At 35.5% G+C, this 25,318-nt stretch carries 26 protein-coding genes; 7 read left to right on the top strand and 19 right to left on the bottom strand.

Annotated elements, in window-relative coordinates:
• Positions 1-135 precede the first annotated feature (135 nt).
• The 5 genes from J6L95_RS06265 to J6L95_RS06245 all read right to left on the bottom strand — a co-directional run bounded on the left by J6L95_RS06265 (position 136) and on the right by J6L95_RS06245 (position 3,818).
• Complete coding sequence (locus J6L95_RS06265; protein WP_287458508.1) at positions 136-393, bottom strand: helix-turn-helix domain-containing protein; 258 nt, start codon at positions 391-393, stop codon at positions 136-138.
• A 69-nt stretch (positions 394-462) separates the two neighbouring features.
• Entirely contained in the window at positions 463-1,227 is a 765-nt protein-coding gene (locus J6L95_RS06260; protein WP_287458507.1) for an HD domain-containing protein, read from the bottom strand.
• 445 nt (positions 1,228-1,672) lie between these two features.
• The gene (gene aroD, locus J6L95_RS06255) at positions 1,673-2,440 is read right to left on the bottom strand and encodes a type I 3-dehydroquinate dehydratase (RefSeq protein WP_287458506.1); all 768 of its coding nucleotides are present in this window, start codon (positions 2,438-2,440) and stop codon (positions 1,673-1,675) included.
• Positions 2,424-3,113: an alpha/beta fold hydrolase gene (locus J6L95_RS06250; protein WP_287458505.1), complete on the bottom strand. Its 690-nt coding sequence runs from the start codon at positions 3,111-3,113 to the stop codon at positions 2,424-2,426. The genes aroD and J6L95_RS06250 overlap by 17 nt, the downstream gene beginning before the upstream one ends.
• Before the next feature lie 54 nt (positions 3,114-3,167).
• Positions 3,168-3,818, bottom strand: a complete 651-nt coding sequence (locus tag J6L95_RS06245) for an HAD family hydrolase (RefSeq protein WP_287458504.1) — start codon at positions 3,816-3,818, stop codon at positions 3,168-3,170.
• Between the two features lie 95 nt (positions 3,819-3,913).
• Between J6L95_RS06245 and J6L95_RS06240 the strand changes: the two genes are divergently transcribed.
• A complete protein-coding gene (locus J6L95_RS06240; RefSeq protein WP_287458503.1) occupies positions 3,914-4,816 on the top strand; it encodes an HRDC domain-containing protein in 903 nt (300 codons plus the stop codon).
• 145 nt (positions 4,817-4,961) lie between these two features.
• Here the strand turns inward: J6L95_RS06240 and J6L95_RS06235 are convergent, their stop codons facing one another.
• Positions 4,962-5,420 (bottom strand): GNAT family N-acetyltransferase, encoded by a 459-nt coding sequence (locus J6L95_RS06235; RefSeq protein WP_287458502.1) that lies wholly within the window; start codon positions 5,418-5,420, stop codon positions 4,962-4,964.
• 8 nt (positions 5,421-5,428) lie between these two features.
• Positions 5,429-5,959, bottom strand: coding sequence for a TetR/AcrR family transcriptional regulator (locus J6L95_RS06230; RefSeq protein ID WP_029069931.1), 531 nt, complete (start codon positions 5,957-5,959; stop codon positions 5,429-5,431).
• Between the two features lie 184 nt (positions 5,960-6,143).
• On the opposite strand from J6L95_RS06230, the gene lon reads away from it, so the two are divergent.
• Complete coding sequence (gene lon / locus J6L95_RS06225; RefSeq protein WP_287458501.1) at positions 6,144-8,417, top strand: endopeptidase La; 2,274 nt, start codon at positions 6,144-6,146, stop codon at positions 8,415-8,417.
• Here lon and J6L95_RS06220 read toward each other — a convergent pair.
• Genes J6L95_RS06220 through J6L95_RS06175 form a run of 10 tightly spaced genes read right to left on the bottom strand, consistent with a single transcriptional unit; the run spans position 8,414 to position 18,410 of the window.
• On the bottom strand, positions 8,414-9,037 hold the full coding sequence (locus J6L95_RS06220; RefSeq protein WP_029069929.1) for a V-type ATP synthase subunit D: 624 nt from the start codon (positions 9,035-9,037) through the stop codon (positions 8,414-8,416). The two genes, lon and J6L95_RS06220, sit on opposite strands and share 4 nt — an antisense overlap.
• Entirely contained in the window at positions 9,030-10,469 is a 1,440-nt protein-coding gene (locus J6L95_RS06215) for a V-type ATP synthase subunit B (protein ID WP_107318363.1), read from the bottom strand. The genes J6L95_RS06220 and J6L95_RS06215 overlap by 8 nt, the downstream gene beginning before the upstream one ends.
• Positions 10,470-10,480: 11 nt before the next feature.
• Complete coding sequence (locus J6L95_RS06210; RefSeq protein ID WP_287458500.1) at positions 10,481-12,235, bottom strand: V-type ATP synthase subunit A; 1,755 nt, start codon at positions 12,233-12,235, stop codon at positions 10,481-10,483.
• 20 nt (positions 12,236-12,255) lie between these two features.
• On the bottom strand, positions 12,256-12,846 hold the full coding sequence (locus J6L95_RS06205) for a V-type ATP synthase subunit E (protein WP_035876780.1): 591 nt from the start codon (positions 12,844-12,846) through the stop codon (positions 12,256-12,258).
• A 10-nt stretch (positions 12,847-12,856) separates the two neighbouring features.
• On the bottom strand, positions 12,857-13,165 hold the full coding sequence (locus J6L95_RS06200) for a V-type ATP synthase subunit F (protein ID WP_287458499.1): 309 nt from the start codon (positions 13,163-13,165) through the stop codon (positions 12,857-12,859).
• 10 nt (positions 13,166-13,175) lie between these two features.
• A complete protein-coding gene (locus J6L95_RS06195; RefSeq protein ID WP_029069924.1) occupies positions 13,176-13,601 on the bottom strand; it encodes an ATP synthase subunit C in 426 nt (141 codons plus the stop codon).
• 14 nt (positions 13,602-13,615) lie between these two features.
• Complete coding sequence (locus J6L95_RS06190; RefSeq protein WP_287458498.1) at positions 13,616-15,520, bottom strand: V-type ATP synthase subunit I; 1,905 nt, start codon at positions 15,518-15,520, stop codon at positions 13,616-13,618.
• Between the two features lie 13 nt (positions 15,521-15,533).
• Positions 15,534-17,045 (bottom strand): V-type ATP synthase subunit I, encoded by a 1,512-nt coding sequence (locus J6L95_RS06185; protein WP_287458497.1) that lies wholly within the window; start codon positions 17,043-17,045, stop codon positions 15,534-15,536.
• 16 nt (positions 17,046-17,061) lie between these two features.
• On the bottom strand, positions 17,062-18,096 hold the full coding sequence (locus tag J6L95_RS06180) for a V0D/AC39 family V-type ATPase subunit (RefSeq protein WP_029069921.1): 1,035 nt from the start codon (positions 18,094-18,096) through the stop codon (positions 17,062-17,064).
• Positions 18,096-18,410, bottom strand: a complete 315-nt coding sequence (locus J6L95_RS06175; RefSeq protein WP_029069920.1) for a hypothetical protein — start codon at positions 18,408-18,410, stop codon at positions 18,096-18,098. The genes J6L95_RS06180 and J6L95_RS06175 overlap by 1 nt, the downstream gene beginning before the upstream one ends.
• 330 nt (positions 18,411-18,740) lie before the next feature.
• On the opposite strand from J6L95_RS06175, the gene J6L95_RS06170 reads away from it, so the two are divergent.
• The 3 genes from J6L95_RS06170 to J6L95_RS06160 all read left to right on the top strand — a co-directional run bounded on the left by J6L95_RS06170 (position 18,741) and on the right by J6L95_RS06160 (position 21,641).
• Complete coding sequence (locus tag J6L95_RS06170) at positions 18,741-19,532, top strand: HAD-IIB family hydrolase (protein ID WP_287458496.1); 792 nt, start codon at positions 18,741-18,743, stop codon at positions 19,530-19,532.
• Positions 19,533-19,646: 114 nt separating this feature from the next.
• Positions 19,647-20,801 (top strand): homoserine dehydrogenase, encoded by a 1,155-nt coding sequence (locus tag J6L95_RS06165; RefSeq protein WP_029069918.1) that lies wholly within the window; start codon positions 19,647-19,649, stop codon positions 20,799-20,801.
• 66 nt (positions 20,802-20,867) lie between these two features.
• Positions 20,868-21,641 carry a hypothetical protein gene (locus tag J6L95_RS06160; RefSeq protein WP_029069917.1) on the top strand — a complete coding sequence of 258 codons (774 nt, stop codon included), beginning with the start codon at positions 20,868-20,870 and terminating at the stop codon, positions 21,639-21,641.
• On the opposite strand, the gene J6L95_RS06155 is transcribed toward J6L95_RS06160, so the two are convergent.
• Together J6L95_RS06155 and J6L95_RS06150 are read right to left on the bottom strand one after the other, a co-directional pair.
• Positions 21,638-22,633: a helix-turn-helix transcriptional regulator gene (locus J6L95_RS06155; protein ID WP_287458495.1), complete on the bottom strand. Its 996-nt coding sequence runs from the start codon at positions 22,631-22,633 to the stop codon at positions 21,638-21,640. The genes J6L95_RS06160 and J6L95_RS06155 overlap by 4 nt on opposite strands.
• A gap of 11 nt (positions 22,634-22,644) precedes the next feature.
• A complete protein-coding gene (locus tag J6L95_RS06150; RefSeq protein ID WP_287458494.1) occupies positions 22,645-23,223 on the bottom strand; it encodes a hypothetical protein in 579 nt (192 codons plus the stop codon).
• A 284-nt stretch (positions 23,224-23,507) separates the two neighbouring features.
• Here J6L95_RS06150 and asd point away from each other — a divergent pair, with 284 nt between their 5' ends.
• Together asd and J6L95_RS06140 are read left to right on the top strand one after the other, a co-directional pair.
• A complete protein-coding gene (gene asd / locus J6L95_RS06145) occupies positions 23,508-24,599 on the top strand; it encodes an aspartate-semialdehyde dehydrogenase (protein WP_031589364.1) in 1,092 nt (363 codons plus the stop codon).
• A gap of 104 nt (positions 24,600-24,703) precedes the next feature.
• The gene (locus tag J6L95_RS06140; protein WP_287458493.1) at positions 24,704-24,907 is read left to right on the top strand and encodes a hypothetical protein; all 204 of its coding nucleotides are present in this window, start codon (positions 24,704-24,706) and stop codon (positions 24,905-24,907) included.
• The last annotated feature ends 411 nt before the right edge of the window (positions 24,908-25,318 follow it).

Genomic DNA, 25,318 nt, shown 5'->3' with positions numbered 1-25,318 from the left:
TTTTTTTATTACCTTCATAATCATTCGGTTTAGAAAAATTCAAAATATTCAATTTTAATACTACATGAATGATATCGCATCGTTCATCGATCCCTGAAATCTGTCATTCATCAAGTTTTTCATAAACTTTTGACTCTACCTCTCATTGATTCCCTGTCTTACTTCTCTTTTATAATTCTCAAGACCAGGTCTTTTCTCCATGATAGAAACAAGTACCATATCCGTAGATAGACCTAATGCATGCATAATCTTATAGATTGTACCTGCTGAACATTTCTCTAATGTACTGATTCCCTTATATAGATCATTGACGGTAGAATAGGGAACATTGGAAATCTTTGAAAGATGATATGGGGTCATATTTCTTTTCTCTAAAATATCTTTTAATGTCATACAAACCTTCCCTTCCGGCATATTATAAGGGTTTCCCGTTACAATAGCAACCACTTAAAAAAGGAACATTTATCTCTTGATATAAGCCAATGCACATTGTCTCATTTCTTCATACTTTTTTCTTGTTTCATTATCACTTGGTGTTAATCTATCAAAAGAGATATTCACATAATCATGTTCATCAATATAGCTTTTACTTAATGGAAAATGTAAATCAAATATAAAAGCCACATAAGAAATCCACATATCCAATGACGTATGACGATCCGGTCCATAGATGAGCTTCTCATCCATGAATGTCTCATACACACGATCACTGATATTAGACTTCTCTACTTCCTCTTTTTCTTCCTTAAACAGAGTTTCAAAAGACTCTGTTTCTTTAACTCTAAAGTTATCCAGTTTATCTGTATCTCTTATCATATTAATAAAGAACAATGTTCTTTCATCATATTCATGTTCTATCTTATAGCGATTATGTTGCTGGATACTATGATAGATAATATCATCATAGCTTTCATCCTTGATAAACTTTCTAATTAATCCTTCTTCAAATAAAAGCTGACATGCAAAATCCGCATGATCGACTGTTTCATAGTCTACAAAGCTTTCATACCTTTTATATTGTTCAAATCGTCCGATATCATGAAGAAGAGCAATCAATAAAGCCAGATTGGTATCTTCTTCATTGATATTCATCTTGTCACATAATTCTTTAGTGATCTTCATAACACCGTAGGTGTGTACAATCTTTAGCTTAATAGCTCCCACCTGTTCATTATAGGATGATACATAATCCTTAAATGCGACTTTTGCATACTGTAAATCAATCATTTCTTTTCACCTTCTACATACTCCAAAAAAGCTTTTGTCTTTGACCAGTACTTTATTGTCAATAATTCCATTATTAATAATAAAGCTGGTAGGAAAATAATCAATATTGATATTTTCTTTTTCACATTCACGACTTATTCTTCTTATTTCTTCAAGATAATCATCTTATCTGATAGTACATACTCAAAGACACTATCTCATTCAATGTATTTTCTCTTTGAAGATCCACATCTATCATACGCGGTATTCTTATATTCAACTTTAAGAGTTTTTGATAATCTCTTAATTCAGCTTCTATCTTATTGCCAAATGTATAATAGGCACAAGGCTCATGATGGATCTGCTTTAAGACATAGTTCTTATTATTTCTTGTAGCTAAAAAATAACCACCTTTTCCTAACAGCTTATAGTCTCTCTTCTTATAAAAAAACTCCGAAATTCGGAGTTAATCATTATGAAGTGTATAAAGCGTCTTAATCATCTGATCTAGTGGTATCTGTCCTGGTGCGCTTTCTTTCCCAATTGTCGCAAAAGTCATTACCGATCCATAGGATTCACCGCTTACTCTTGTAATTGAACCAAGATACCCCATTGATATAGTAATAAGCAATGGTTCAACATCATCATTGACTTCATCAGTAACTTCTAGCACCCTGATGACATCAGCTTTATTTTGTGGCATCACCGCAAGCTTAAGAATGTCTCCTCCTAGATCATCCATCTTTCTTAAATATTTTTTCATAGTGTAATTATCAGGTGTCTCATTAAAATCATGTTTTGAGATAATCGCTACAACATCATTTGCATGTGCCGCATAGACACACTGTGTTACACATGAATTCCCCTTTGTAAGTTCAATATCGACAAGATCAATACAACCTGATTCACACATTGCTTTAAGATGATCAAGATAAGTATCTGGACCTACAGCCACTCTACCGCCTTCTTCAATCGTACGAATTGTAGCGAGGATAAGACGACTTGTCACTTGTCGAATATCTTTTAATAATGAAATAACTTCATCAACATCTTCATAATACTCAAAATAATCTAAACGTACTTCCAAGACATCCCAGCCATCATGTGTCTCATAGCCTTTCACTGTCTCCAAAATATCTTTAGCTGTCTTTTCAGTTACCGGAATACAGATCTTAGGTATTCCTTCCCCAAAAACGATGTTCTTTACCTTTAGTTTCTTATCGATGACAGGCATATAGAAACCCCCTTATTTTTTTTAGTACAACAGGAAAAGCATCTATCATCATAAAATGTGAACTATTCGCAATAACTTCATATTTACAATAAGGAAGAAGAGAAGCAATTCTTAAGAAATCTTCTTCTTTAATCATATCCCTCTCTCCACCAAGAAGTAGCGTTGGTATCTTTATCTTCTGTAACATCTCTTCACTAAAATGAGGTTCTTCAAGCATCCACTTCGTTAACTTACGTTTTCTTCTTGCGACAGGATGATATAGACAAAATGGCAGATAGCCAATAACCTGCATTCTCATCAATAATCGATAAGGCCACTTAAGTGCTTTTACATCACTATTAGGTGCAAGCAATACCATATTTTTAAGACGTGAATCTTTTAAGGCGAGTGTCAGGGCTATATTGGCACCATCACTAAATCCGATGACATCATATTCATCTAAATTAAGTGAGTCTACAACAGACATCACATCTTTACTCATCTGTGAAAGCGAGAGCTCACCTTCTTTCACAGATTTCCCATGATAACGACTATCAATAAGAATCATCTGATATTCATCCTTTAAAGCATTGGCAAGTTCATAGAAAATAGTTCTATTTTCCTGATTGCCATGAAGGCAGATCACAGGTCGTCCTTCACCAATGCGTTCATAATAAATCTTTCCCATAACCATAGTTATAGTTTACCTCACTTCTGTATACGAAACAAATATTTTTGAAACGAATTATCATTCCTTGATCTCTTTTAATATTTCATCCATTTCTACTACATAATGGTCTGCAAGTCTTTTGATCTGCGGCTGATCTTGAATACTGTAGGCATCAAAGCATCCTACACTTCTAAAGCCTGCCGTCTTGACTGTTTTTAAGGCATGAAGCGCATCTTCAAATACTAATGTATTCTCAGGTGAAACATGCATCTGTTGACATGCCTTAAGGTAGATATCAGGTTCATTCTTACCTCTTCCAATTTCATCACTGGTTAAAATATCTTTAAAATAATGTCCCATATGATGACGATGAAAAGCCGCCTTTACTAATTCCTTATTGTTGCTGGTGGCAACAGTCATAGGAATATGCTTTTCTTGAAAATAATTCAATACTGATAATACCCCTTTTTTCACTGGAACTTCATTTAAATACATATCCCTTGAAATATGCATGATCTCTTTCATGATAGTATCCACATCTTCTTTAAGATGAAATTTATTCTTAATAAACAATGCCCCTTTTTCTAAAGGAAGATGAAACAGCTGTCTTGATATCTCAGGAGTCACTTTTACTCCCTTTCTATCTAAATAAAGCTGATCTACTCTTTCCCACATTGACAATGAATCAAACAATGTACCATCTACATCAAAAATAACGCCTTGTATCATATAAACACTCCTTTTAAACCATTCTAACAAATTTTCCATCTTATGTGTTATTTTCTTTTGGAACAGGCTACAATGAAATAAAGGAGGTCCTAGCTATGACATTTCAATTAAACGCTGATGGAGAACTACTCCTAAAACAGCTTAAATCACTTCGTTCCAAGATGGCAGACGAAGCGCTTGTCCCTGTCTACTTTATCTTTTCTAACAACTCCTTAATGGATATGATCATCAAGCTTCCTAAAACCAAAGAAGAGATGTTAATGGTTGAACGTGTAGGAGAAAAAGGCTATAACCGTTATGGTGAACCTTTTCTTAAATTGATCAATGAATTTACTAAGACCCATACTCCACCTTTTCATGAAGGGAAACCATTCAAGAAACCTTATCGTTCTTTTCTTAATAAAAAAGGAAGAGAACTCTTCCAGGGCTTATCTTTAATTAGAGAAGAAATCGCTAAACGCAATAATATGGAACCTTCAGCTCTTATTGATGATCAGACTATCACCAATCTGATTGTTCTTCTTCCATTTACAAGAGAAGAATTCATACGTATCATCGGGGTAAGAAAGGATACAAGAGAGCTCTATATGGATGTCTTTCTAGAATTTATTTGCGTATTTACCAATCATCAGAAAGAACGCTACTATCATATTGCGAATGATTTTCCAGAAGAGTTCTTTATCTCCAAAAATCAGGCGGAACGATTTGTCTACAAAGACTACCAGACTGCCAGTGAAATCGCCAAGGCTCTTTCTGAATTAAATAATGCCAATAAGATTATCAAGGCGACTGATATTACCAGAAGAATCAAAAAGTATGACTGTTACTACAACGATCCATTTGGACATATCATCATCACTGATGCCGGCTATAAATTTGGACTTGTAAAAGAAGAAAGAACTGGGAAAAAAGGCAAACATTACGAGGTTGTTCTATACAATAAAGAAGCCCAGAAAAAAATTGTAAATTGGTTTATAAAAGACATTTACAAAATCTGAAAAAAGTGTTATATTAACACCTGTCCTCGAAAGAGGACAGGAGAAAAGGTGGATGGTGTGTTTATACACACCAAGATGGAAGAAGGCAGTATAGCACAATAATAATAGCTATACGGAAAATGAGCAGTGGGAACTGCTCATTTTTTTATAAAATCATTTCCATTGTACGACTCTGTTCTTTCATGCCATTTCTTTTATAGAATTCATAGGCTGAGTCATTGCCTTCCCATACATGTAGAGTGATGTTATGGAAGTGGTTTTCTTTAGCATACTCTTTAGCATGTTCTAATAGCTTTTTACCAACATGATTTCCACGAGATTGTTCATCAACACATAAATCATCAATATAAAGAGTCTTGATGGGCTGCAATAATTGATTTTTAGTATAATCTCTGATTTCTGAGAAGAGGTAGCCTTGTACGCCCTCATCATCATAGACGAAAATCACATGATCTTCGTTTTTTAATAATCTTTCAAGATCATTCGCATTATACTTTGTTTCCTGCTTAAATAAATCTGGTCTTAATTCAAAGTGTACCTGATTGACCTGTTTTAATAGTTCAAGCAATCTAGGAATATCTCTTTCTTCTGCTCTTCTAATCATATTTCCTCCTATTTAAAGAACGTTCCTGAAAATAATTCATAAGTGATTTTTTCAATAAAGGACTGTTCTCTTTTTTCTTTTGTGACATAGGTTTTCGTGATGCTTAACATGCCTCCTGCCATAAATGAGGCAAAATATTCATCCTTGATAGCTGCTTCATCTCTCATATCGCAATGACAATGCAATAGGGACTGATAGAACATCTGATAAAGAAGCTGACCATAATCATTATCAATAAGCAGCTTAATAAAGCAGTAGTTTTCATTAAGATAACTGCTAAATGATGTGCATAGCTTTTGTAAAGTGACATCTTCATTGTATTGACACATCGCAAAAGGATAATTCTGTTTTAATTCATAAATAAGAATATTCTCTTTATTCTTAAAGAGTGAATAAAATGTCTGTCTTGATATATCCGCTTTCTTGCATAAATCAGAGATTGTAATATCCTGAAAGTTCTTTTCTTTAAGTAATGCGAAGAAGGCTTCCTTAATACATTTCTGAGACATCAATGCGGTCTTATTTTTGCCTTTATACACGTTTTACACCATCCTATCAAAAAAATTATACTCATCAAAGTTGACAGTTGTCAATTTTCAATGTATCATTTAATTAATCTTTGACAACTGTCAAAGTAACAAGGTTCCTATGAACCTATTTATTTCACATATGATTAGCACTACTATATATAGAGTGCTAAATAGTGCTAAGGAGGAATAGACTATGTTAATCATTCCCGTGTATGATACGGTTGTCATACCTTTTACAACTTTATACTTCAACATTGATTATTACAAGCGCATGACCGGTGTTGATCCTAAATCAGGAGCAGAAGTTCTCTTCGTATTCATGAAAGATGATACACCTTACAATGCCTTAACTGATGATAGCTTTGCATCCATCGGGGTACAAGGTGAAGTCCTAGATGAAGGACAGAGCGGCTTTGTCTCTATCAAGACAAGGGACCGTATGAATATCAAGAACGCGACTGTGACTGATCATCGCATTACCATTGAAGCCACAGAACGTCCTGATATTGAAGATCTTTCTGATGATGAATATAAAGAACACGTCAATACAATCAAGAATGCCTTACTTAACTCATTACAGTATTTTGAAGGCGGCAATATCTACCGTTCTTGGATTGTACGTTTACGTACAATTGAAGAAGTCATTGCGACTGGTGCTGGCTGGATGGATATTGAACCAGAGATGAAATATGAATTTGTAAAGACGGATTCTAAAAAAGAAAGAATTGCCCTTTATGAAAAAGTCATCTATGAAAATCTAGAAATGTATCGTGTTACTTCTGAAGCGAAAAATGCGCAGGAAGATGAAAACCAGAAGGTTTATCGTGAACAGGCCATCAAGAAACAGATAGATTTTCTTCAAAAAGAATTGGATGAACTTCATCCTGAAAATGTCAGTGAGACAAGAAAGCTTGAATTAAAGCTACAAGATTCTAAGATGAATGAAGAAGCAAGAACAGAAGCGACTAAAGCAATTAGCCGTATGAAACAGGAAGGTCAGAATTCACCTGAATATGGCCAGCTGTTCAATTATGTAGACTTCTTGACTGATCTTCCTTGGGAAAAATCAGATTCTTCTATTGATCTTAAAAACGCAAAAGAGATTCTTGATCAAGAACACTACGGATTAAAGAAAGTCAAAAAACGTATTCTCCAGCAGATTGCGGTTATGAGTCTTAATAAAAAACAATCAGGTTCTATCTTATTATTTGTAGGAGCTCCTGGTACTGGTAAGACAAGCATCGGACAATCTATCGCTCATGCCCTAGGACGTGAATATGTCCGTGTAGCACTTGGTGGTGTCAGAGATGAAGCGGATATTCGCGGACATCGTAGAACTTACATTGGTGCTATGCCTGGTCGTATCATGGATGCAATTCACAAATCGCATGCGTCGAACCCAGTAATGGTACTTGATGAAGTAGATAAGCTCTCTCAAAGCTACAACGGAGATCCTGCCTCCGCATTGCTTGAAGTTCTTGATCCAGAACAGAACTTCTCATTCACCGATCACTATATGAATGTTCCTTATGACTTAAGTGATGTCTTCTTCATCTGTACTGCCAACTCTCTTGATACCATTCCTGAACCTCTTCTTAACCGTATGGAAGTTATTCAATTCAATGGCTATACACCAATTGAAAAACTACAGATCGCAAAGCGTCACCTTTTACCAAAAGCGATCAAGACCATGGGTCTTGACGATCATCTCACAATCGATGATGAGACGCTTTCAACTATTATCAACGACTATACAATGGAAGCAGGCGTACGTGGTCTAAAGAAACGTATTGATACATTATGCCGTGAAGCAGCCATCAACATCGTTGAAGGAAATGGTGATATCACCATTTCTAAAGACCAGCTAAGAGAATATCTTGATATGCACCCTATCAGTCATGAACATGTTCATGAAATAAAACAGCCCGGTATTGTGACAGGTCTGGCCTGGACACAGGCTGGTGGTGATATATTATTTATTGAGACCGCGCTCACCAAAGGTAGCGGTAAGATTATCATTACTGGTCAATTAGGTGATGTCATGAAAGAATCTGCTCAGATTGCCCTTTCAATCGTAAAATCAAAATTCCCAGATCTTTCCGATGTCTTCAAAGATCATGATCTCCACATCCACGTTCCTGCTGGTGCGACTCCTAAAGATGGACCAAGTGCTGGTATTACTTTAACAACTGCGTTGGCCTCTTTAATTACTGGTCATCCTGTATCCCCTGAATTTGCGATGACAGGCGAAGTCTCTTTAAGAGAGACAATCATGCCTATCGGTGGATTAAATGAGAAACTGATGGCAGCTCAGCGTGCTGGAGTGAAGACAGTGTTTATTCCTAATGAGAATAAAGATGATCTTGATGATGTCGCTGATGAAATTAAAGATAAGTTAACAATCATTCCTGTTTCTCATGTAGATGAAGTACTTGAAAAGACAGGCATAAAAAAAGAAGCTCGTTAATGAGCTTCTTTCTTTTCTTTTTGACTTTTAATAACTTTCTGTCTTGTAAATTCTTCTCTTTCCTTTTCTTCAAGCGCATCGGAGATGAACTTGACAGTCTTTTCAAACTGAGGAATTGAGATATTCTTTAGAGCGTTAGCACGCTTTTGTGTCTGTCTGATTGCATTCGCTAATCGATAGACAGAGTTCTCTATTTCAGCAAGCTTGACCGTCAATTTCTTGACTTCTGAGAAGCAGAGATAAGCGTAGTCAACACGGGAGTTGGCGGTTTCGAAACCGTATCCGACACGCAATGGTGTTTCTTCGTATTCGATACGAGGAAGTTCTACTCCCATGACAGAACGATATTTTACATGAAGGCCATCGTCTACAGGAATATTTTCAGTTAAGTCACTGATGATCCCTACAGAAACGTTGGCATCTTTTAATGCTTCATATGCTTTCGCATAGGAATCTGTGATTTTATCACGGATTTCTTTTACATCATCAAGGAGAGTCATCATCTCCTTGATGAGTACGTTTCTTTTTTTATCAAGCAGATCATAACCAAGTTTCGCTAAGGCAAGCGAACTCTTAGTCGCAATAAGGTTTGCCTTAGTAGGGAATACTTGCTTAGCCATTGACAGCGTCCTTTAATTCCTTGATGACATTGCTTTCTTGTAAGCCGAAGTATTCAACAGCTTTTTCGTGATCATAGAACTGATCAAGAAGCTTGTTATCGAGACGATCCAATGAAGTTCTTGGCAATACGGACAAGAGCATCCATCCTAAGTTAAGTGTCTCTTCAATTGATCTGTTTTCGTCCCCTTGGTTAAGGAAATGCTGTTCAAAAAGACGACCAAATGTCATGAACTTTTTATCAGCTGCAGATAATTCATCTTCACCGATAACTGATGTTAAGGCTTTAACATCCTGTACATGGGCATAAGCCGCAAATAGCTGGTTAGCGACATCCTGATGATCCGCTCTTGTAAATCCTTCACCGATACCATCTTTCATTAATCGTGATAATGATGGTAATACATTAACTGGTGGGAAGATTCCCATTGAAGATAATTCTGGATCAAGAGTAATCTGTCCTTCAGTGATATATCCAGTTAAATCTGGTACTGGATGAGTAATATCATTGTTAGGCATTGTTAAGATTGGAATCTGTGTAACAGATCCTTTTGCTCCTTTAGCAATACCAGCTCTTTCATATAATGAAGCAAGATCTGAGTAAAGGTATCCTGGATAACCTTTACGTCCTGGGATTTCACCCTTACTTGAAGAATATTCACGTAATGCTTCACAATATGAAGTGATATCTGTATAGATAACTAGAACATGCATATCATGTTCAAATGCTAAGTATTCAGCTGCTGTTAATGCACAACGTGGTGCTAATGTTCTTTCAATGATTGGATCATTTGATAAGTTTAAGAACATAACAACATGGTCCATAACACCAGCTTCTTCAAATGATCTTCTGAAGTAGTTAGCGACATCGTTTGTAACACCCATTGCCGCAAAGACAACCGCAAATTCTTGTCCTTCTTCAGCGACCTGAGCATTCTTAACGATCTGTACAGCTAACTGGTTATGAGGAAGACCTGAACCTGAGAAGATTGGCAGTTTCTGTCCTCTGATAAGTGTTGTTAAGCAGTCAATAGATGAAATACCAGTGTTGATATAGTTCTGAGGATATGTACGAGAAACTGGATTCAATGGCTGACCATTGATATCTGCACTCTTTTCTGCATAAATATCTCCAAGACCATCAATTGGCTTACCTGCCCCATTGAATACTCTTCCAAGCATTTCTTTTGAAAGAGATAATTCCATAGGTTTACCTAACAATCTTGTTTTTGTATTCTTTAATGATAATGAGTTTGTTCCTTCAAAAATCTGGATGACAGCCTTGTCTCCTTCAATCTGAACAACACGACCCTGTCTTTTTGATCCGTCCTGTAAAACGAATTCTACCATTTCATCGTATGATGCATTCTTTACGTGATCTAATACGACTAATGGTCCGTTAATTTCACTTAATCCAACATACTGTAGTGCCATATAACTTCCTCCTAGTCAATAGATGCACAAACTGCATCAATCTTTTTATAGTAGTCATCAAATAATTCTAGATGATCGTTTGGAACATCATATTTGATTTTAACAACATCATCGAAAATGCCTGTTTCAATAAGCTGACGAATAGGTTTACCATCCATGACAACTTCCTGGCATTTTTTGTATAAATAAACGATGACTTCCATCATCTTTAACTGTTTTTCAAGTGGTACATAAGTATCATCTTTATGGAAAGCATTCTGCTGAAGGTATCCTACACGGACAACTCTGGCAATTTCCATTGTCAATTTCTGATCGTCAGGTAAGACATCGCTACCCATTAACTGAACGATTTCCTGAAGCTTGTTTTCTTCAGCTAAGATTGAAGAAAGCGCCTGACGGTCCTGCATGAACTTAGATCCAACATTTTTGCTATACCATCTTTCAAGATCAGGAATATATTCTGAGTATGACTGATTCCAGTTGATCGCAAAGTAATGTCTAGCATAAGCTAACGCTTTATCCAATGCCCAGAATGTACGTACGAAACGTTTTGTATTCTGTGTAACTGGTTCAGAGAAGTCAGAACCCTGTGGTGATACGGCACCGATGATTGATACGGAACCTTTTGTATCATTAAGGTTTTCCATGTATCCAGCTCTTTCATAGAACTGTGATAATCTTGAAGGAAGATAAGCTGGGAATCCTTCTTCAGCTGGCATTTCTTCAAGACGACCTGAGATTTCTCGTAATGCTTCTGCCCAACGAGAAGTAGAGTCTGCCATGATCGCAACATGGTATCCCATATCACGATAGTATTCTGCAAGTGTTACACCTGTATAGATAGATGCTTCACGAGCGGCAACTGGCATGTTTGATGTATTGGCAATAAGAACAGTACGATCTACTAATGGCTTATTTGACTTAGGGTCAATCAATTCTCTAAATTCTTCAAGAACCTGAGTCATTTCGTTTCCACGTTCACCACATCCTACATAGACGATGATGTCCGCATCACACCATTTAGCTAGCTGGTGCTGTGTCATTGTTTTACCAGTACCAAATCCACCTGGGATAGCTGCTGTTCCCCCTTTAGCAATTGGGAACAATGTATCAATAACACGCTGTCCTGTTACTAAAGGCATAGAGATTGGTAATCTCTTCTTTACTGGTCTTGGCTGCTTGATTGCCCATTTCTGGCATAATGTCAAGTTAAGATCAGTACCATCTTCTAATGTTAAAACGACAACAGTATCATTGATACGATACTGACCGTTTTCTTTTACTTCCTTGATAGTCCCCTTCACATATGGAGGTACCATACATTTATGAGTGATAAGATCAGTTTCTGGAACTGTCGCATAGACATCTCCACCTTCTACTTGATCTCCTTCTTTTACACAAAGTGTAACATCCCATAATTTCTGTGTGTCCAAAGGTTCTACGTGGCTTCCTGTAGGAATAAATGCGCCACTTTCTTTCGCAATTTCTTCAAGAGGTCTTTCTACCCCATCGAAGATATTTCTTAAAATACCAGGCCCAAGTGTAACTGAGATAGGCTGTCCAGTAGGATATACTGGTTCACCAGGTCTAAGTCCAGTAGTGGACTCATAAACCTGGATGACAGTCTTTTCTTTTGAAATAGAGATAACTTCAGACATCAGTCTTGCATGACCGACATAAACCATTTCCTGCATAGAGAATGTATCTGAGTTCTTAACTGTTACAACGGGTCCATTGATTGAATAAATAACATCCTGATTATTCATATCTCTTTCCCCTTTCCACACTATTTAATCATTAAACCAGAATGAGCTGCGAACCAGCCTCTCTGATTTTCCAATGCAAATTCTAATGTTTCATCTACTACAACTGATGTAACCTGATCTTTTAGAATAAATCCACCAATTGTAATGTCTGATGTTTCTTCAACTTGAAGATCTTTACCATAGTTCTCTTTGATCATATCTACATAATGAAGATCTTCACTTCTGATCATAAGAACTGGTTCAGACATATCTTCTTCGCTAGCCGCCTTAGCTTTACGAGAAAGATATTCACCATATTCTGGTGTTGTCGTAAAAGCAACAAGCTTTTCTCTTGCGGCATCGAAGATTGTTTTTACATACTCATCTCTTTTAGCGATAAGTGCCTTTGTTCTTTGTGTATGAGTTTCAGAAATTTCCTGTGAAGCTTGTGACTGAATATCATCAAGTTCCTGTTTTAAGCGTAGATCAGCATCTTTCTTTGCTTCTTTCTGCATAGAAACCATAGCTTCATCTTCCATGGCTTTTACTTCAGCCATGATCGCATCAATTTCTTTCTGAGACTCTGCTTCAATTTCTTTCTTCATAGAAAGAAAAATCTCTGTATCCTGCATAATCTCTCTCCTATAGTTTTACGCCAATGGCTTCTGATACATATCCATCGATAGCTTCACCAATCTTAGAGTGACCATGTCTATCAGGAATTTCTGTAATCAGAGGTTCTGGCTGTTTTAATTTAATTTCAGAAATAACATCCGGTGCTAATTCAATCAGTTTGGTTGTCACAAGGATAACTGCAATATCTTTCTGTTTCTTCTTTTCTTCAAGAAGAGAAAGAAATTCATGACGTTCATGTACAACTTCTCCTTCGATACCCACTAATCTCATAGCTGTCAATGTATCGATGTTATCACTGATCAAATAGAACTTCATCTCTGAACTCCTATAATGCGTTGATAATTAAGATAGAGATTAATAGACCATAGATGGCAACACCTTCACCTAAGGCAACGAAGATCAATGCTCTACCAAAGTTTTCTGAGTTTTCAGAGAAAGCACCAATAGCAGCAGGTGCAGCAGCAGCTACGGCAATACCAGCACCTAATGCTGACATACCAGTTGCTAATGCAGCAGAGATAAATCCAAGACCCTGAGCTAATGTACCAGTGATCTGGTTAGCACCAGCGGCGAAGATTGGTGAGTTAGCAGCAGAAGCTAATAATACGAATGCACATGCACCAAAGAATCCGGCTACGTGTAAAGCTAAACGTTTTTTAGCGCTAGCAGCGTTCACCTTTCCGTTAAATACTGCGATAAGTGGTAAAGTAAGTGCAATAACGACGATTGCTGGTAAGATAAATGTTAACATAATTCAATTTCTCCTTATTTCTTTAATATATCTTTTATGCTAGTAAATGGAATCCCATTACCTTCATAGTAACGAGAGAACATTTCATAAAATTCTAATCGTAATACCTGAATACCTACAATCATACCTTCAAGTACCATAACGAAGATATTTCCGATAACTAAGGTAATCCAATATCCAGGTCCACCCATCTTGTTGGCTAATGTATAGACAACAAGCATCATACCTGCATGTGATAAGACGAACCCACCTACACGCAAGAATGACATTGTATTCGTAATGAATGTTAATACAATATCAAATAATTCGAAGAAGCCTTCCGTAAAGAAGCTTCCAAATCCTTCTGGGAACATCTTGAATCCTTCAATCTTTCTTGAAAGAGGTTCTTTCAAGAAAATAAGCAAGATTGGAAGAATTGTAAAGATGAGTATAAATGGTAAACCTAATGGAAGATGTAATCCCATAAGACTATTTAATGCCAAGATGATAATGGATATATAGAAACTTAATCCACTAACACCATTTTGTGAGAAGAAGAATTCTCCCCAATGTTTTTTCTTCAAGTTCAAGTATGTGTTGAACATCATGGAAATGATAATCAATACAACCCCGATACCAATGGCAGCTTCAAGAAGCGGCATTGTATTCTTTGATTCCATCGGTACAAAGTGTGGCATGAATGTCAGTACTTCTTCATTACCAAATACTGAACCAAAGAAGAACCCGAAGATAATGGAAGATAAGCCAATGCGCATTCCGACTTCACCAAGCTTAATGCCTTTAAGCTTAGCAAACAAGAAACCGACAATGGCAAGTACAAGACCTTGTCCGACATCACCAAACATAATACCAAATAGCAATGTATAAGTGATTGCGACAAAGTTTGTTGGATCAAAGTCAGTATAGGAAGGTACCCCGTACATCTCCACGAACAATCTGAATGGCTTAGAGAACCAATTGTTCTTAAGCAATGTTGGTGGTGTTAAACGAGAATCTCCCATCGCTGGCTTAATGTTTACAGTGACTTTCTCATAGCCTGCTAACTCACTAGTAAGCAGTTTAGCCACTTTCTTTTCACAGAATCCATAGATAGCAGCCATGTTACCAAATACAACTACGAACTTCTCTGCTTCTGAAGTAGAAGCACGATCCTTGCATGTCGCATAGATCACTGAAAGTTCTTCCTGATGTGATTCAATCAGCTGCTGCTTATGCTTTTCATATTTATCAATATTCTTTCTTGCTAAATCAATTTCTTCCCGAAGACTTTCAATTGCCTTCTTTGGTGTTCCATGAACATAATCAGGAATGTGAATACGTTCAAAGAACAATGAAGAGAAGATGTTATCAACTTCTGGTGCTTTTTCATGTGTTGTCACATAGAAACAGTAGCAGGTATGTGCATCTTTGTAGAATGACTTAAACAAGAAAATCTGATTATCATAGAAAGAAAGCTTATCGACATTGTGCACTGGCATCTGTCCATATCTTACTTCTAGATATTTGCTTGTAAAAATGTTGTCGAAATCCATAGCATCATCATTTGCCATTGGTGTGAGCTGCTTGATAGTCAGCTCATTTTCTTCAATCATTTCTTCCAGATCTTTTTTGAGCATGTTTATTTTTGTTACCTGATCAGCAACTTCCAAGAAAGCCTGATCCGCTTCCGCAATACTCATGAAAGCTGGTGCTGCTTCTTCATACTTGAATCCGCAAGTCTGCTTTGCTTCTTCCATTCTTGAAAGAAGATCAGCGAAGTGACTAGCATTCTTTAATGTTGTTAAGCCTCTTACACGATCCGCAAACTTTGATGCCGGTTCAGGATGAAAATCATCTCTATTGATCAATTTGGAAAGAATGACACTACTCTGACTCTTTGGAAACTCAATTTCCACAAGCTTCAATTTTGCTATTGCCATATAATCTCCTTCCTTATTTCTTATGCATCAACTTTTTCATTAGAATGGTAATGATACCTAATGCAACAATCACAATCACGGGCATAACAGAAACCACGATATGTGTATCGATGCTGATGAGGATATAGGACATGATTGCAAGAACAATCATGATACCTACAAAACCATTGAATGAGAAGACTTTATCTACAACTCTGTTTTCATTGTAGATTGTTTTCGCTGTCTTAATGATAAATGATCCTACGAAAAGAAGAATCACTGCATTAATATAACGTAAAACGACATCTCCTTGAGGAATGAGTGAAGGATATAGATTATGTGCATAGAAGACATTTCCATAAAGCAATCCACCGATTGCTGTAGAAATACCAAGCACTTCTAATAGCTGTCCAAATTTCTTCTTATGCATCATTAATCCTAATACAAGAAGTACAGCTCCTACACCTAAATCTCCCAATAGCAACATGAAAGTAAGAATATACATCATTGCATAAGCTAATGTTGTATCTACTCTTTCTTTCTCTTTGACCTTTGAAATCATTTCAAATGGTTTTGCAAAGAAATAGTTATAAGTAATTGTTGGTGCAATCACACCCTGATCTTCATACATATCACATGGTAGAACACGGATATCTGCATTTAATGCAGTAAGCTTATTCTTAAAGTCAGCCCCATTTCTTTTAGGAATAAATCCTGCGAGACCATAGACTGTAGAATAATCTACGATGAAGTCTTTTTCTTTTTCTCTTTCATTCATCGTATATAGACTTGCATAAAGATCTGATAATGTATCCTGATAACGAAGTTTAATAACTTCTAGTTTCTCATCAGCGCTCTTGATATAAGATTCCATTCCTTTGATTTCTTCCTGAAGTTCATCTTTGGCACTATCAATTGTCCCATGGATGAAGTCTGGAAGTTCAATTTCCTTGAATCCCATTGATGAGAAGATGTTATCAATTTGTACAATTGCATGTTTTGTTGTTGTGTATAGACAGTAAACATGCTTTGCTGTCTGTCCTAATTTGTAATACATCACCTGTTTAGAATGGTAATAAGAGAGCTTGTGTTCATCTTTTAGACGAATACGTCCAACTCTTGTTACGATATACTTTGTTGATTTTAATTCATCAATATTAACATGTGATGCCTGTAAGGCTCCTATTAATCCTAAGGCTGCCTTATTTTCTTCAAGCTCTTCAGCGAGCTGCTCTTTATTCTTGATGATCTGGCTTACTTCTTTTTCTACTGAAGAAAGAATTTCTTCCGAAACGGCAAGGTCCTTGTCTTCACCTCTTGCTTCATTAAGCTCAAGATTGATATGTGATGCAATTTCTCTTAAGCGTTCTAGCTGTTTAGCTAGCTCTTCATTTCTTTTAAGAGATGCAACACCTTTGACATTGTTCATGACCTTATTAGCCAAAATTGGAGCAAAATGCTCATTGTCCTGCATTAATGCAAGAATCGGCTTAAGTTCTTTCTTAGGAAAAGTCAGATTCAACAATTCCATTTGTTCTATTGCCATAAATTCAATCTCCCTCTTAGTAGATCAGCATAGCTTTGATACGCTCTGCTGATTCTCCATATCTTATTCCTTCAATAATGTGAATAAGATTATTTATCTCTATCCTATGCACAATCGCATATGTCATATAGACAAGAGATGGATCTGTTGAGAATCTCATATATCTCTTAGCTAAATGATATTTTATCTTTTCAGCATAGTACTCGATGTAAACAAAGTCTTTTTCATCTACATAGAATTTATATGAAGATGAAGAAAGCTTCTTCAGCATATCTTCAGCATCTTTTGCTTTGATAAGCATATCCATCATGCTATCAGATAGACGACAGTAATCAGTGATCAGACATCCTCTGATCTGTTCTTCTGTCACATTGAAATATTTCTTTAATCGATAGATCTTAGAAATATTTTCAAGTTCTATTTCTGTATAGACGATAGTCAAAAGATCCTTTTGCTTTTTCCCTTTGAATTCTTTTTTTATCACTCCAACAACATGATCATAGTATGCTTTCTTAAAATCATACTCCATGATGTTGATATCTACCTTTTCTCCATCTTCTGGGATATTCTTCTTTAATACCTTATAGAATGGAGTTCTTTTCATGTACTGACACAATGTAGCATAATCATCGATCGCAATTAATCCATAAAGATCAAATGATGCACATTGTGCAAGGTAAGATGGAATATTGAGATCATAGGAATCATTGACTTCACTATCAATTAATCTGACTTTATCAATGATTAAATGAATCTCTTCCTTGATGACACTAAGCTTATAGAATTCCTGTTTCTTCTTAGGCACATATCTAAGCATCTTTGTTGTTTCAATAAATGCCTGTTCATTTAACAATGACTCAATGCGACCACGATGTACATTTGTTTCCTTGATTTCTTCAAGGACATCCTGGTAAGAAGGTTCATTTTTTAAGAAGCTAACAATTTCTGCTACGCTTCCTTTATGAATAAGTTCTTCATACTTGGCTGGTGTCATTCTATGAGAATACATAGATCTTGCTTTTGCAAGTACTGCGTTAGATGAAAATCCCATTACGATAAGTCCTTGCATCTTTCTACGATGGCATCAATCCATTCGTCTTTATGCAACTTATAGAGATCAGAGAGTTTATTAAGAGAGACTTCATATTCATCATCTGCTTTTTTCTTAGTTTCTGCAATTTTTGCACTAAGTTCAGATTTCTTTTCGTCCAGTGTTTTTTGGTATTGAGCGACGAAGTCGTCATAGATTTCTTTCTTCTTATCGTTCATGTTAAGAGAGACATCTTGCTTCTTCTTTTTCGCTTCTTCAACTGCTTTAGCACAGCTGTGATCCACACTTACAATATCTTGAATCAATTTGTCCATAACAGCTACCTCCTTTTAATCGTTACAATAATACTCCTTAAGAATTTAAAATTCAAGCAAATATGATATCGCACGAATGAATTGTAAACGCTAACTATATATTGCATATATGCCAACTCTACCTTTTGGGTATGCCAATATTAAATTTATGTCCATTATTGGGGCTTTTTTATTCTATTTGAATAAATTTTATTAATTTTAAAAAATTTTTCTATCTTATTATATATAGGAGATGATACCTATATTACGCTATTTTTACCTATATATTGACCATAAATAGTTTGTATCCTACTCTTCAATAAAGCTATAATAATCAAGAGGTGAATGACAATGAAAATATTAGCTAGCGACTTTGATGGTACGCTCTTCTTTCATACTGGATTTAAAGAAAAAGATCTTCTTGCGATTAAAGATTTCCAAAGACAAGGCCATAAGTTTGGTATCTGTACAGGACGCTCTTTAGATGGTGTATTGATTCCAAGTGACAATGTGGATATTCACTATGATTTCTATATTGTCAACAGTGGTGGAATGATTCTCGATGAGAATCAGAATGTGATCTTTGAATCAAAGATTCCTTTTTCAATCATAAAAGAGATCTATGAAAAGTTCCCTATTGCTGTATCAGTGGTAGATGGCAACATGATGTATCTTATGTTCAACTGGAAGAAACGATATCAAGTACGCCTACGTCGTCTTTTACAGAAACTACAAGGGATTCCTAATGAAACCTCCCCTTTTATTAAAGATTTATCTTCACTAACTAAAGATAGCTACAACGGTTTCTCTTTTCATTTTCCAAATGGGAAGGAACAGGAAGCAAGAGAGTGTGCCAACTATATCAATAAACACTATGGAGCATACTGTCATGCTTTTACCAATAAGGTACATGTGGATATCTGTGCTAAAGGATGTTCTAAAGGTGCAGGAGTGAAATTTATTGAAGAGTATTTTCAATCTGATATCATCGGTGGTATCGGTGATTCTTGGAATGATCTGCCAATGATCAATAATGTAGATGAAAGCTTCACTTTCCCTTATGCTCCCAATGATGTTCAAGAACAAAGTGATCATATTGTAAAACACCTAGATGAAGCTATTTCTTATCTAATAAGTGAATAAATATTTTCGCTATTTAACAAAATTACATATTCATTTGTTTCTTTTAGATAAAAAAATTGACAATAAATATTTTTTTTGATAGTGTTTACTCAATAAATAAGGGAGGACCACACTATGATTATAGGAATTATTGGATTAGGTACTGTTGGATTTGGAACAGTTGATATTCTTACAAAGGAGAAAGAAAGACTTGAGAAAGAGATTGGAGAAGACGTCATTGTCAAGTATGGATGTGCACTTGAGAATCCTGGTCTTCCAGAAGGTATCATCTACACAGATGATTTCAAAGAAGTTCTCAACGACCCAGAAGTCGATGTCGTTGTCGAACTGATTGGTGGTCTTACCTTTGCAAAGACAATCATCCTTTCTGCCTTAGAATCAGGAAAGCATGTCGTCACTGCCAATAAAGCTTTAATTGCTCACCACGGACAGGAATTATTTGAAGCTGCAAGAAAAAACAATGTAAACATTTTCTATGAAGCATCAGTCGGGGGAGGTATTCCTGTTGTCGTACCTGCTAAAGAAAGCTTAATCGCAAATAACATCAAGAAGATTGAAGGTATTCTTAATGGAACAACAAACTTCATTCTTTCACTAATGGAAACAGATAACTTAGATTTCAGTGAAGCATTACGTATCGCTAAAAACTTAGGTTATGTAGAAGCAGATGAATCATTGGATCTAGATGGATATGATGCTGCGCATAAGATTGCGATCTTAGCAATGAATGCATTCCACATTTTCTTTGATTTTGATTTAATCAATACAACTGGTATACGCAGTGTTACTAAAGTTGATATGGACTTTGCGAAGAAGCTTGGATATCGTATCAAGCTTATCGCTCAGGCTAAAAAACTTGAAGATTCTATTGGTATTGATGTATCACCTACACTTGTACCAATGACTGATATCGTAGGTAACGTTATGGATGCCTACAATGTAGTAGAAATTACAAATGATTATGTAGAAAACGTTCTTTTCTATGGAAAAGGTGCAGGACGTTATGTTACTGCTAGCGCTGTTGTAGCAGATATCATGAAAACTCATAATAAAGAATTATGGACTCATGATTATACTTACACAGATAAAATCACACCTATTGATGTTTCTAAGTACTATATTCATACTTCAGAACCAATCGAAATTGATTATGAAGAATCCTATACTGATAAGGGAGAATACATCTACATTACTAATGAAATCTCTATTCATGATGTAGAAGAAGCAATCAAAGGAAAAGATTACGCTTTATTTAAAGTTAGAGATTAAAAAAAAGAGAAAAGGGCTTAAGTCCCTTTTTCTTTTTTGTTATAATTATAAATAGAGGAATTGACAATGAGATTTTATAATTTTGGAGACAGCAGAAATACACATTTACTTCTTATACCAGACAATGCGCAACATTATTCAATCTTTGAAAGAGGAATCAAGGATCTGATTCCTGATTTCTATATTACCATCTGTTCATTTGATGGCTTTGATGAAACAATCAAAGAAACATTTGTGTCCCATGAAAAAGAAATGGAACAGATTGAAGCCTATATCAATGAACATGATGAAGGACATCTTTCTTGTGCCTATGGATTAGGTCATGGTGGAGAAGTACTTTGTTCACTGCTTGAACGTTCACATATTACAATTGATAAATGTATTATTGATAGTGCCTACTTTGAATATTTAAGTACGCCTTATGCCATGATGCAGGCATCTGCTGCAACGATGATTTTCTATCCTTTAATTAAAGAGAAGACAATCTCTCGTGGTGTTATGCATTTTTTAACGCGTGAACAAAAAGAAAATCCAGAATTTATTTCTCGCTGGCAACAGCACTATTTGTCTCACAATCTTGATTTTATTAAGAAGAGAAGCCTCTTTAATCAGTTCTCTTCCTCTTATCAGCTTAAACATAAAAAGAATCTACTGATTCCTAATACTGCTGTTCATGTTTTCTTCTCTATGAAGATGGGAGCACGCTATCTAAGAAGATATCAGTATTTCTTTGCCAATGCGATCTATCACTATTTCAACATGAGCGCTCAGGAACTGCTTATTACTAAACCAGACCAGTGGGCTCTAGAACTTTATAGCATATTTAAAGGACGTATTTAGAATACGCCCTTTTTATAATACATGAGAGTCTTATCCAGCTCTCTTTTAATATCTTCTCTAATATGTGTAGGAGATACGACATATGCATTCTCTCCTAACATCAGTATCCACATAGCTAACCCTCTTGAATAGCTCTGATCTTTAATGATAGCTTCATACCATGAATCATCCACTACTCTTAAATGAATACTTTCCCCAAAACGTGAAACCACCTCTCTTAAAATTTGTGGCTTAAAACGAAGAACAAGATCTGTTGGTTTCCCGTTGACGAACATATGAAAAGCACGTGAAATATAGTCATCCATATCATACTGTTCACGTATATCAATATAATCACCACGATGCGTCATAACACGTCTCATTCGATCAATACGATACATGGATAAAGAATCACTTCTCTTATTATAATAGCCTACAAGATAATAATGATTATTATCCAACACTATCGTATAAGGACTCACAACATACTGCCCGTTCTTATTGCCATGCTTAGAAGCTACTTCACGTGGATGTCCTTCTTCTATTCTATAGCTTACATAATCAAAAATAATGTTTTTTCTTTCTGCGATAGCTTTCATAAGCGTAGATAGATTTAACATTAAAGAAAAAGGCTTCTCATCTTTTTCCATATGAAAGATAAGTCTTTTTCTTTGTGATTCATCAGAAAAATGCATCAGCTTATCTACAAGCTGATTTTTCTCTTTAAAAGATAGATCTTTATTATAATTAATAGAGTCTATAAGAAGCTGTAATTGACCATCTTCAAAGACATTCTTATTAACCACAAGTCCAGTCCCTCTTTTAGAAAGAATCATTGTATCTTGAATAAGCGGATAAAAGAATGCATTGATCTGTTTAACAGTTGCATGGATCGTCTTGATATTATAATGATAACCTAACTTCTCTAGTTCATCTAAAAGATCCTTCGATTTAATCGGCTGCAGTCTAGATGACATAATCAAACTTAAAATAATCTGCATTCTTTCTCCCATGGTTATACCTCCTACGCAAATGATAATCGATATAAAGCATTTGTCTTGTTTCTTCTCATTAACTGATGATAAAGACGAGGTGCACTCGCACAAAAATAATCAAGCAATGCCTCATTGTCTAATTCACTCTCTTTAAGATATTCAAAAGCTTCCTCATATTTTTCTTCTACTATATTAATAAATGCAGCTTCATTTACATTAAGATATCCCTTATTGAAGAGAATATGAATCAATGAGACATTATCCATGTTCATGATATGTCTTAATATTTGATAGACATGAATCCCTTTATGATACTGCATGGCCATCCTTTTCAAGATGATCTTAACCTGTTCTACTTCCTTTTCTCCATTAAAGAAGTACAGCAACATAATAAGATTCTTTTCAATTGCATCAACACCTTTTTCATTGATGATGGACTTTAAAGCCAAATGAAGATAATGTTCCCTATGATTATTCACATAATCATTTAACTGGGATACCATAAAACAGAAATCAATATTTTCATCATAGTTATCTTCTATATGATGAAGATACTCTTTCATTTCCTCTAATCTCATATTCATTAACTTGAAATAATTATCTAACATTGTACATCTCTCCTTTTCTTGACTTTATTATATAAATAAGTAAAAATCAGAAGAGTGAAATGTCCAGTGATTAAAACCTAAATAACGGTTTTAATCACTTTTTCATTAAATATTCTAACAAATATTCATCGAAAATACTATAATACTAGTTATATTTACTTGTAATTTTCCTTTATTTCAAGTAATATATCATTTAAGATGTAAATTTTGCAAAAGACGAATATTTTACACCTGTATTTTATCTTTTTCTAAATTAAGTCTAAAAAACGAAACGGAGAATTATTATGGATAAAAAACTAAAAGTCGGTATTCTCGGTGCTACTGGAATGGTAGGACAGAGATTTATTGTGTTATTGGAAAACCACCCTTGGTTTGAGGTTGTAGCCGTGGCTGCGAGCCCTAGAAGCGCTGGCAAATCTTACCAGGAAGCAGTAGAAGGCAGATGGAAAATGGATACACCTATCCCTGAAGCTGTTAAAGATCTTAAGCTATTAAATGTCAATGAAGTAGAAGAAGTTGCTTCACAGGTAGACTTTGTCTTCTCAGCTGTTGATATGAGCAAAGATGAAATCAAGAAAATTGAAGAAGCATATGCTAAAACAGAAACTCCAGTTGTTTCAAACAACTCAGCTCATAGATGGACACCTGATGTTCCTATGATCATTCCTGAAATCAACCCAGAAGCAACTGATGTTATTAAATATCAGAAAGAACGTTTAGGTACTAAACGTGGATTCATCGCCGTTAAACCTAACTGCTCAATCCAGTCTTATACACCAGTATTAACTGCATGGAAAGAATTTGAACCTTATGAAGTTGTTGCAACTACATATCAGGCCATCTCTGGTGCAGGTAAAACATTCAAGGATTGGCCAGAAATGCAAGGAAACATTATCCCATTCATTTCAGGTGAAGAAGAAAAATCTGAAAAAGAACCATTAAAAGTATGGGGGCACGTAGATGACGAAAAGAAAGAAATCGTCGCTGCCGATGCACCATTGATCACTACACAGTGTATCCGTGTACCAGTACTTTACGGTCATACAGCTGCTGTATTTGTTAAGTTTAGAAAGAATCCTACAAAAGAACAGCTTATCGAAAAGCTTGCAGCATTCAGTGGTGAACCACAGAAGCTTCAGCTTCCAAATGCTCCAAAACAGTTCATTCAGTATCTTGAAGAAGATGATCGTCCACAAGTTTCTAAAGACGTATACTATGAAAACGGATTTGGTGTTTCAGTTGGTCGTTTAAGAGAAGATACTGTATATGACTGGAAATTCGTAGGATTATCACACAATACAGTACGTGGTGCTGCTGGTGGTGCCGTTCTATGTGCAGAATTATTAACTGCTAAGAAATTCATTACAGCTAAATAATTTAACTAACTTCTAAAAATGTTTATTCATTTTTGGAAGTTTTTTATTTCTATATCACTTTTATTTTAATATACTTGTATCATATATGTATGTGTATTATCATAATGGGAAAGGAGAAAAAATTATTAATTATCATTGTAACAGTATTACTCATCAGCAATACTGGAACTAAAAATGTTGTTGGACTTGTACAATGCTTTCAAGCTGAAGAACGCAGAAAAAATATTTCTTTAGAAAGAGAACTAATCAATGTAGGATTAATTCGTAAAGGTGCCTTTACTTTCACAAATGAGAAAAAGAAAGTTTAAGCCTTATAAACTTAATCAGCCAGTAAAACATGTTAAAACAAAAAATCTAGAAGAAAAAGAAAGAAAAGTGGATTTATAAATATACAGTTATCCTTATAGTTTCTTTGAAAACAGCGTAACACATAAAATACGTATCGTTCAGACAACAAGTACAGATGACCACGTTGTCCCTACATCCATTGAAGGTGTAACTACACATTCATCACCTTTTTTTCCATCAATGTATTATAATCCTGCTTATAAACATTTATAAAGTTCCCGACAGAAAACCCACGTGCCTTTAGGCCGTGGGATAAATATCAGTAAAATATATGGTATAATATACATACAGGAAATCCTATTTCCGAGTCTTTAGAAAGGAGAAAGCTGTATGCATCTTACCGTAAAACAACAAGTAAAGCGTCTTTCAAA

Origin of the sequence: Kandleria sp. (genome assembly GCF_017934775.1) — a bacterium.
Taxonomy (GTDB): Bacteria; Bacillota_I; Bacilli_A; order Erysipelotrichales; family Coprobacillaceae; genus Kandleria; species Kandleria vitulina.
Note: the sequence above shows the minus strand (reverse complement) of the source record. Positions and strands in the feature narration are given on the sequence as shown.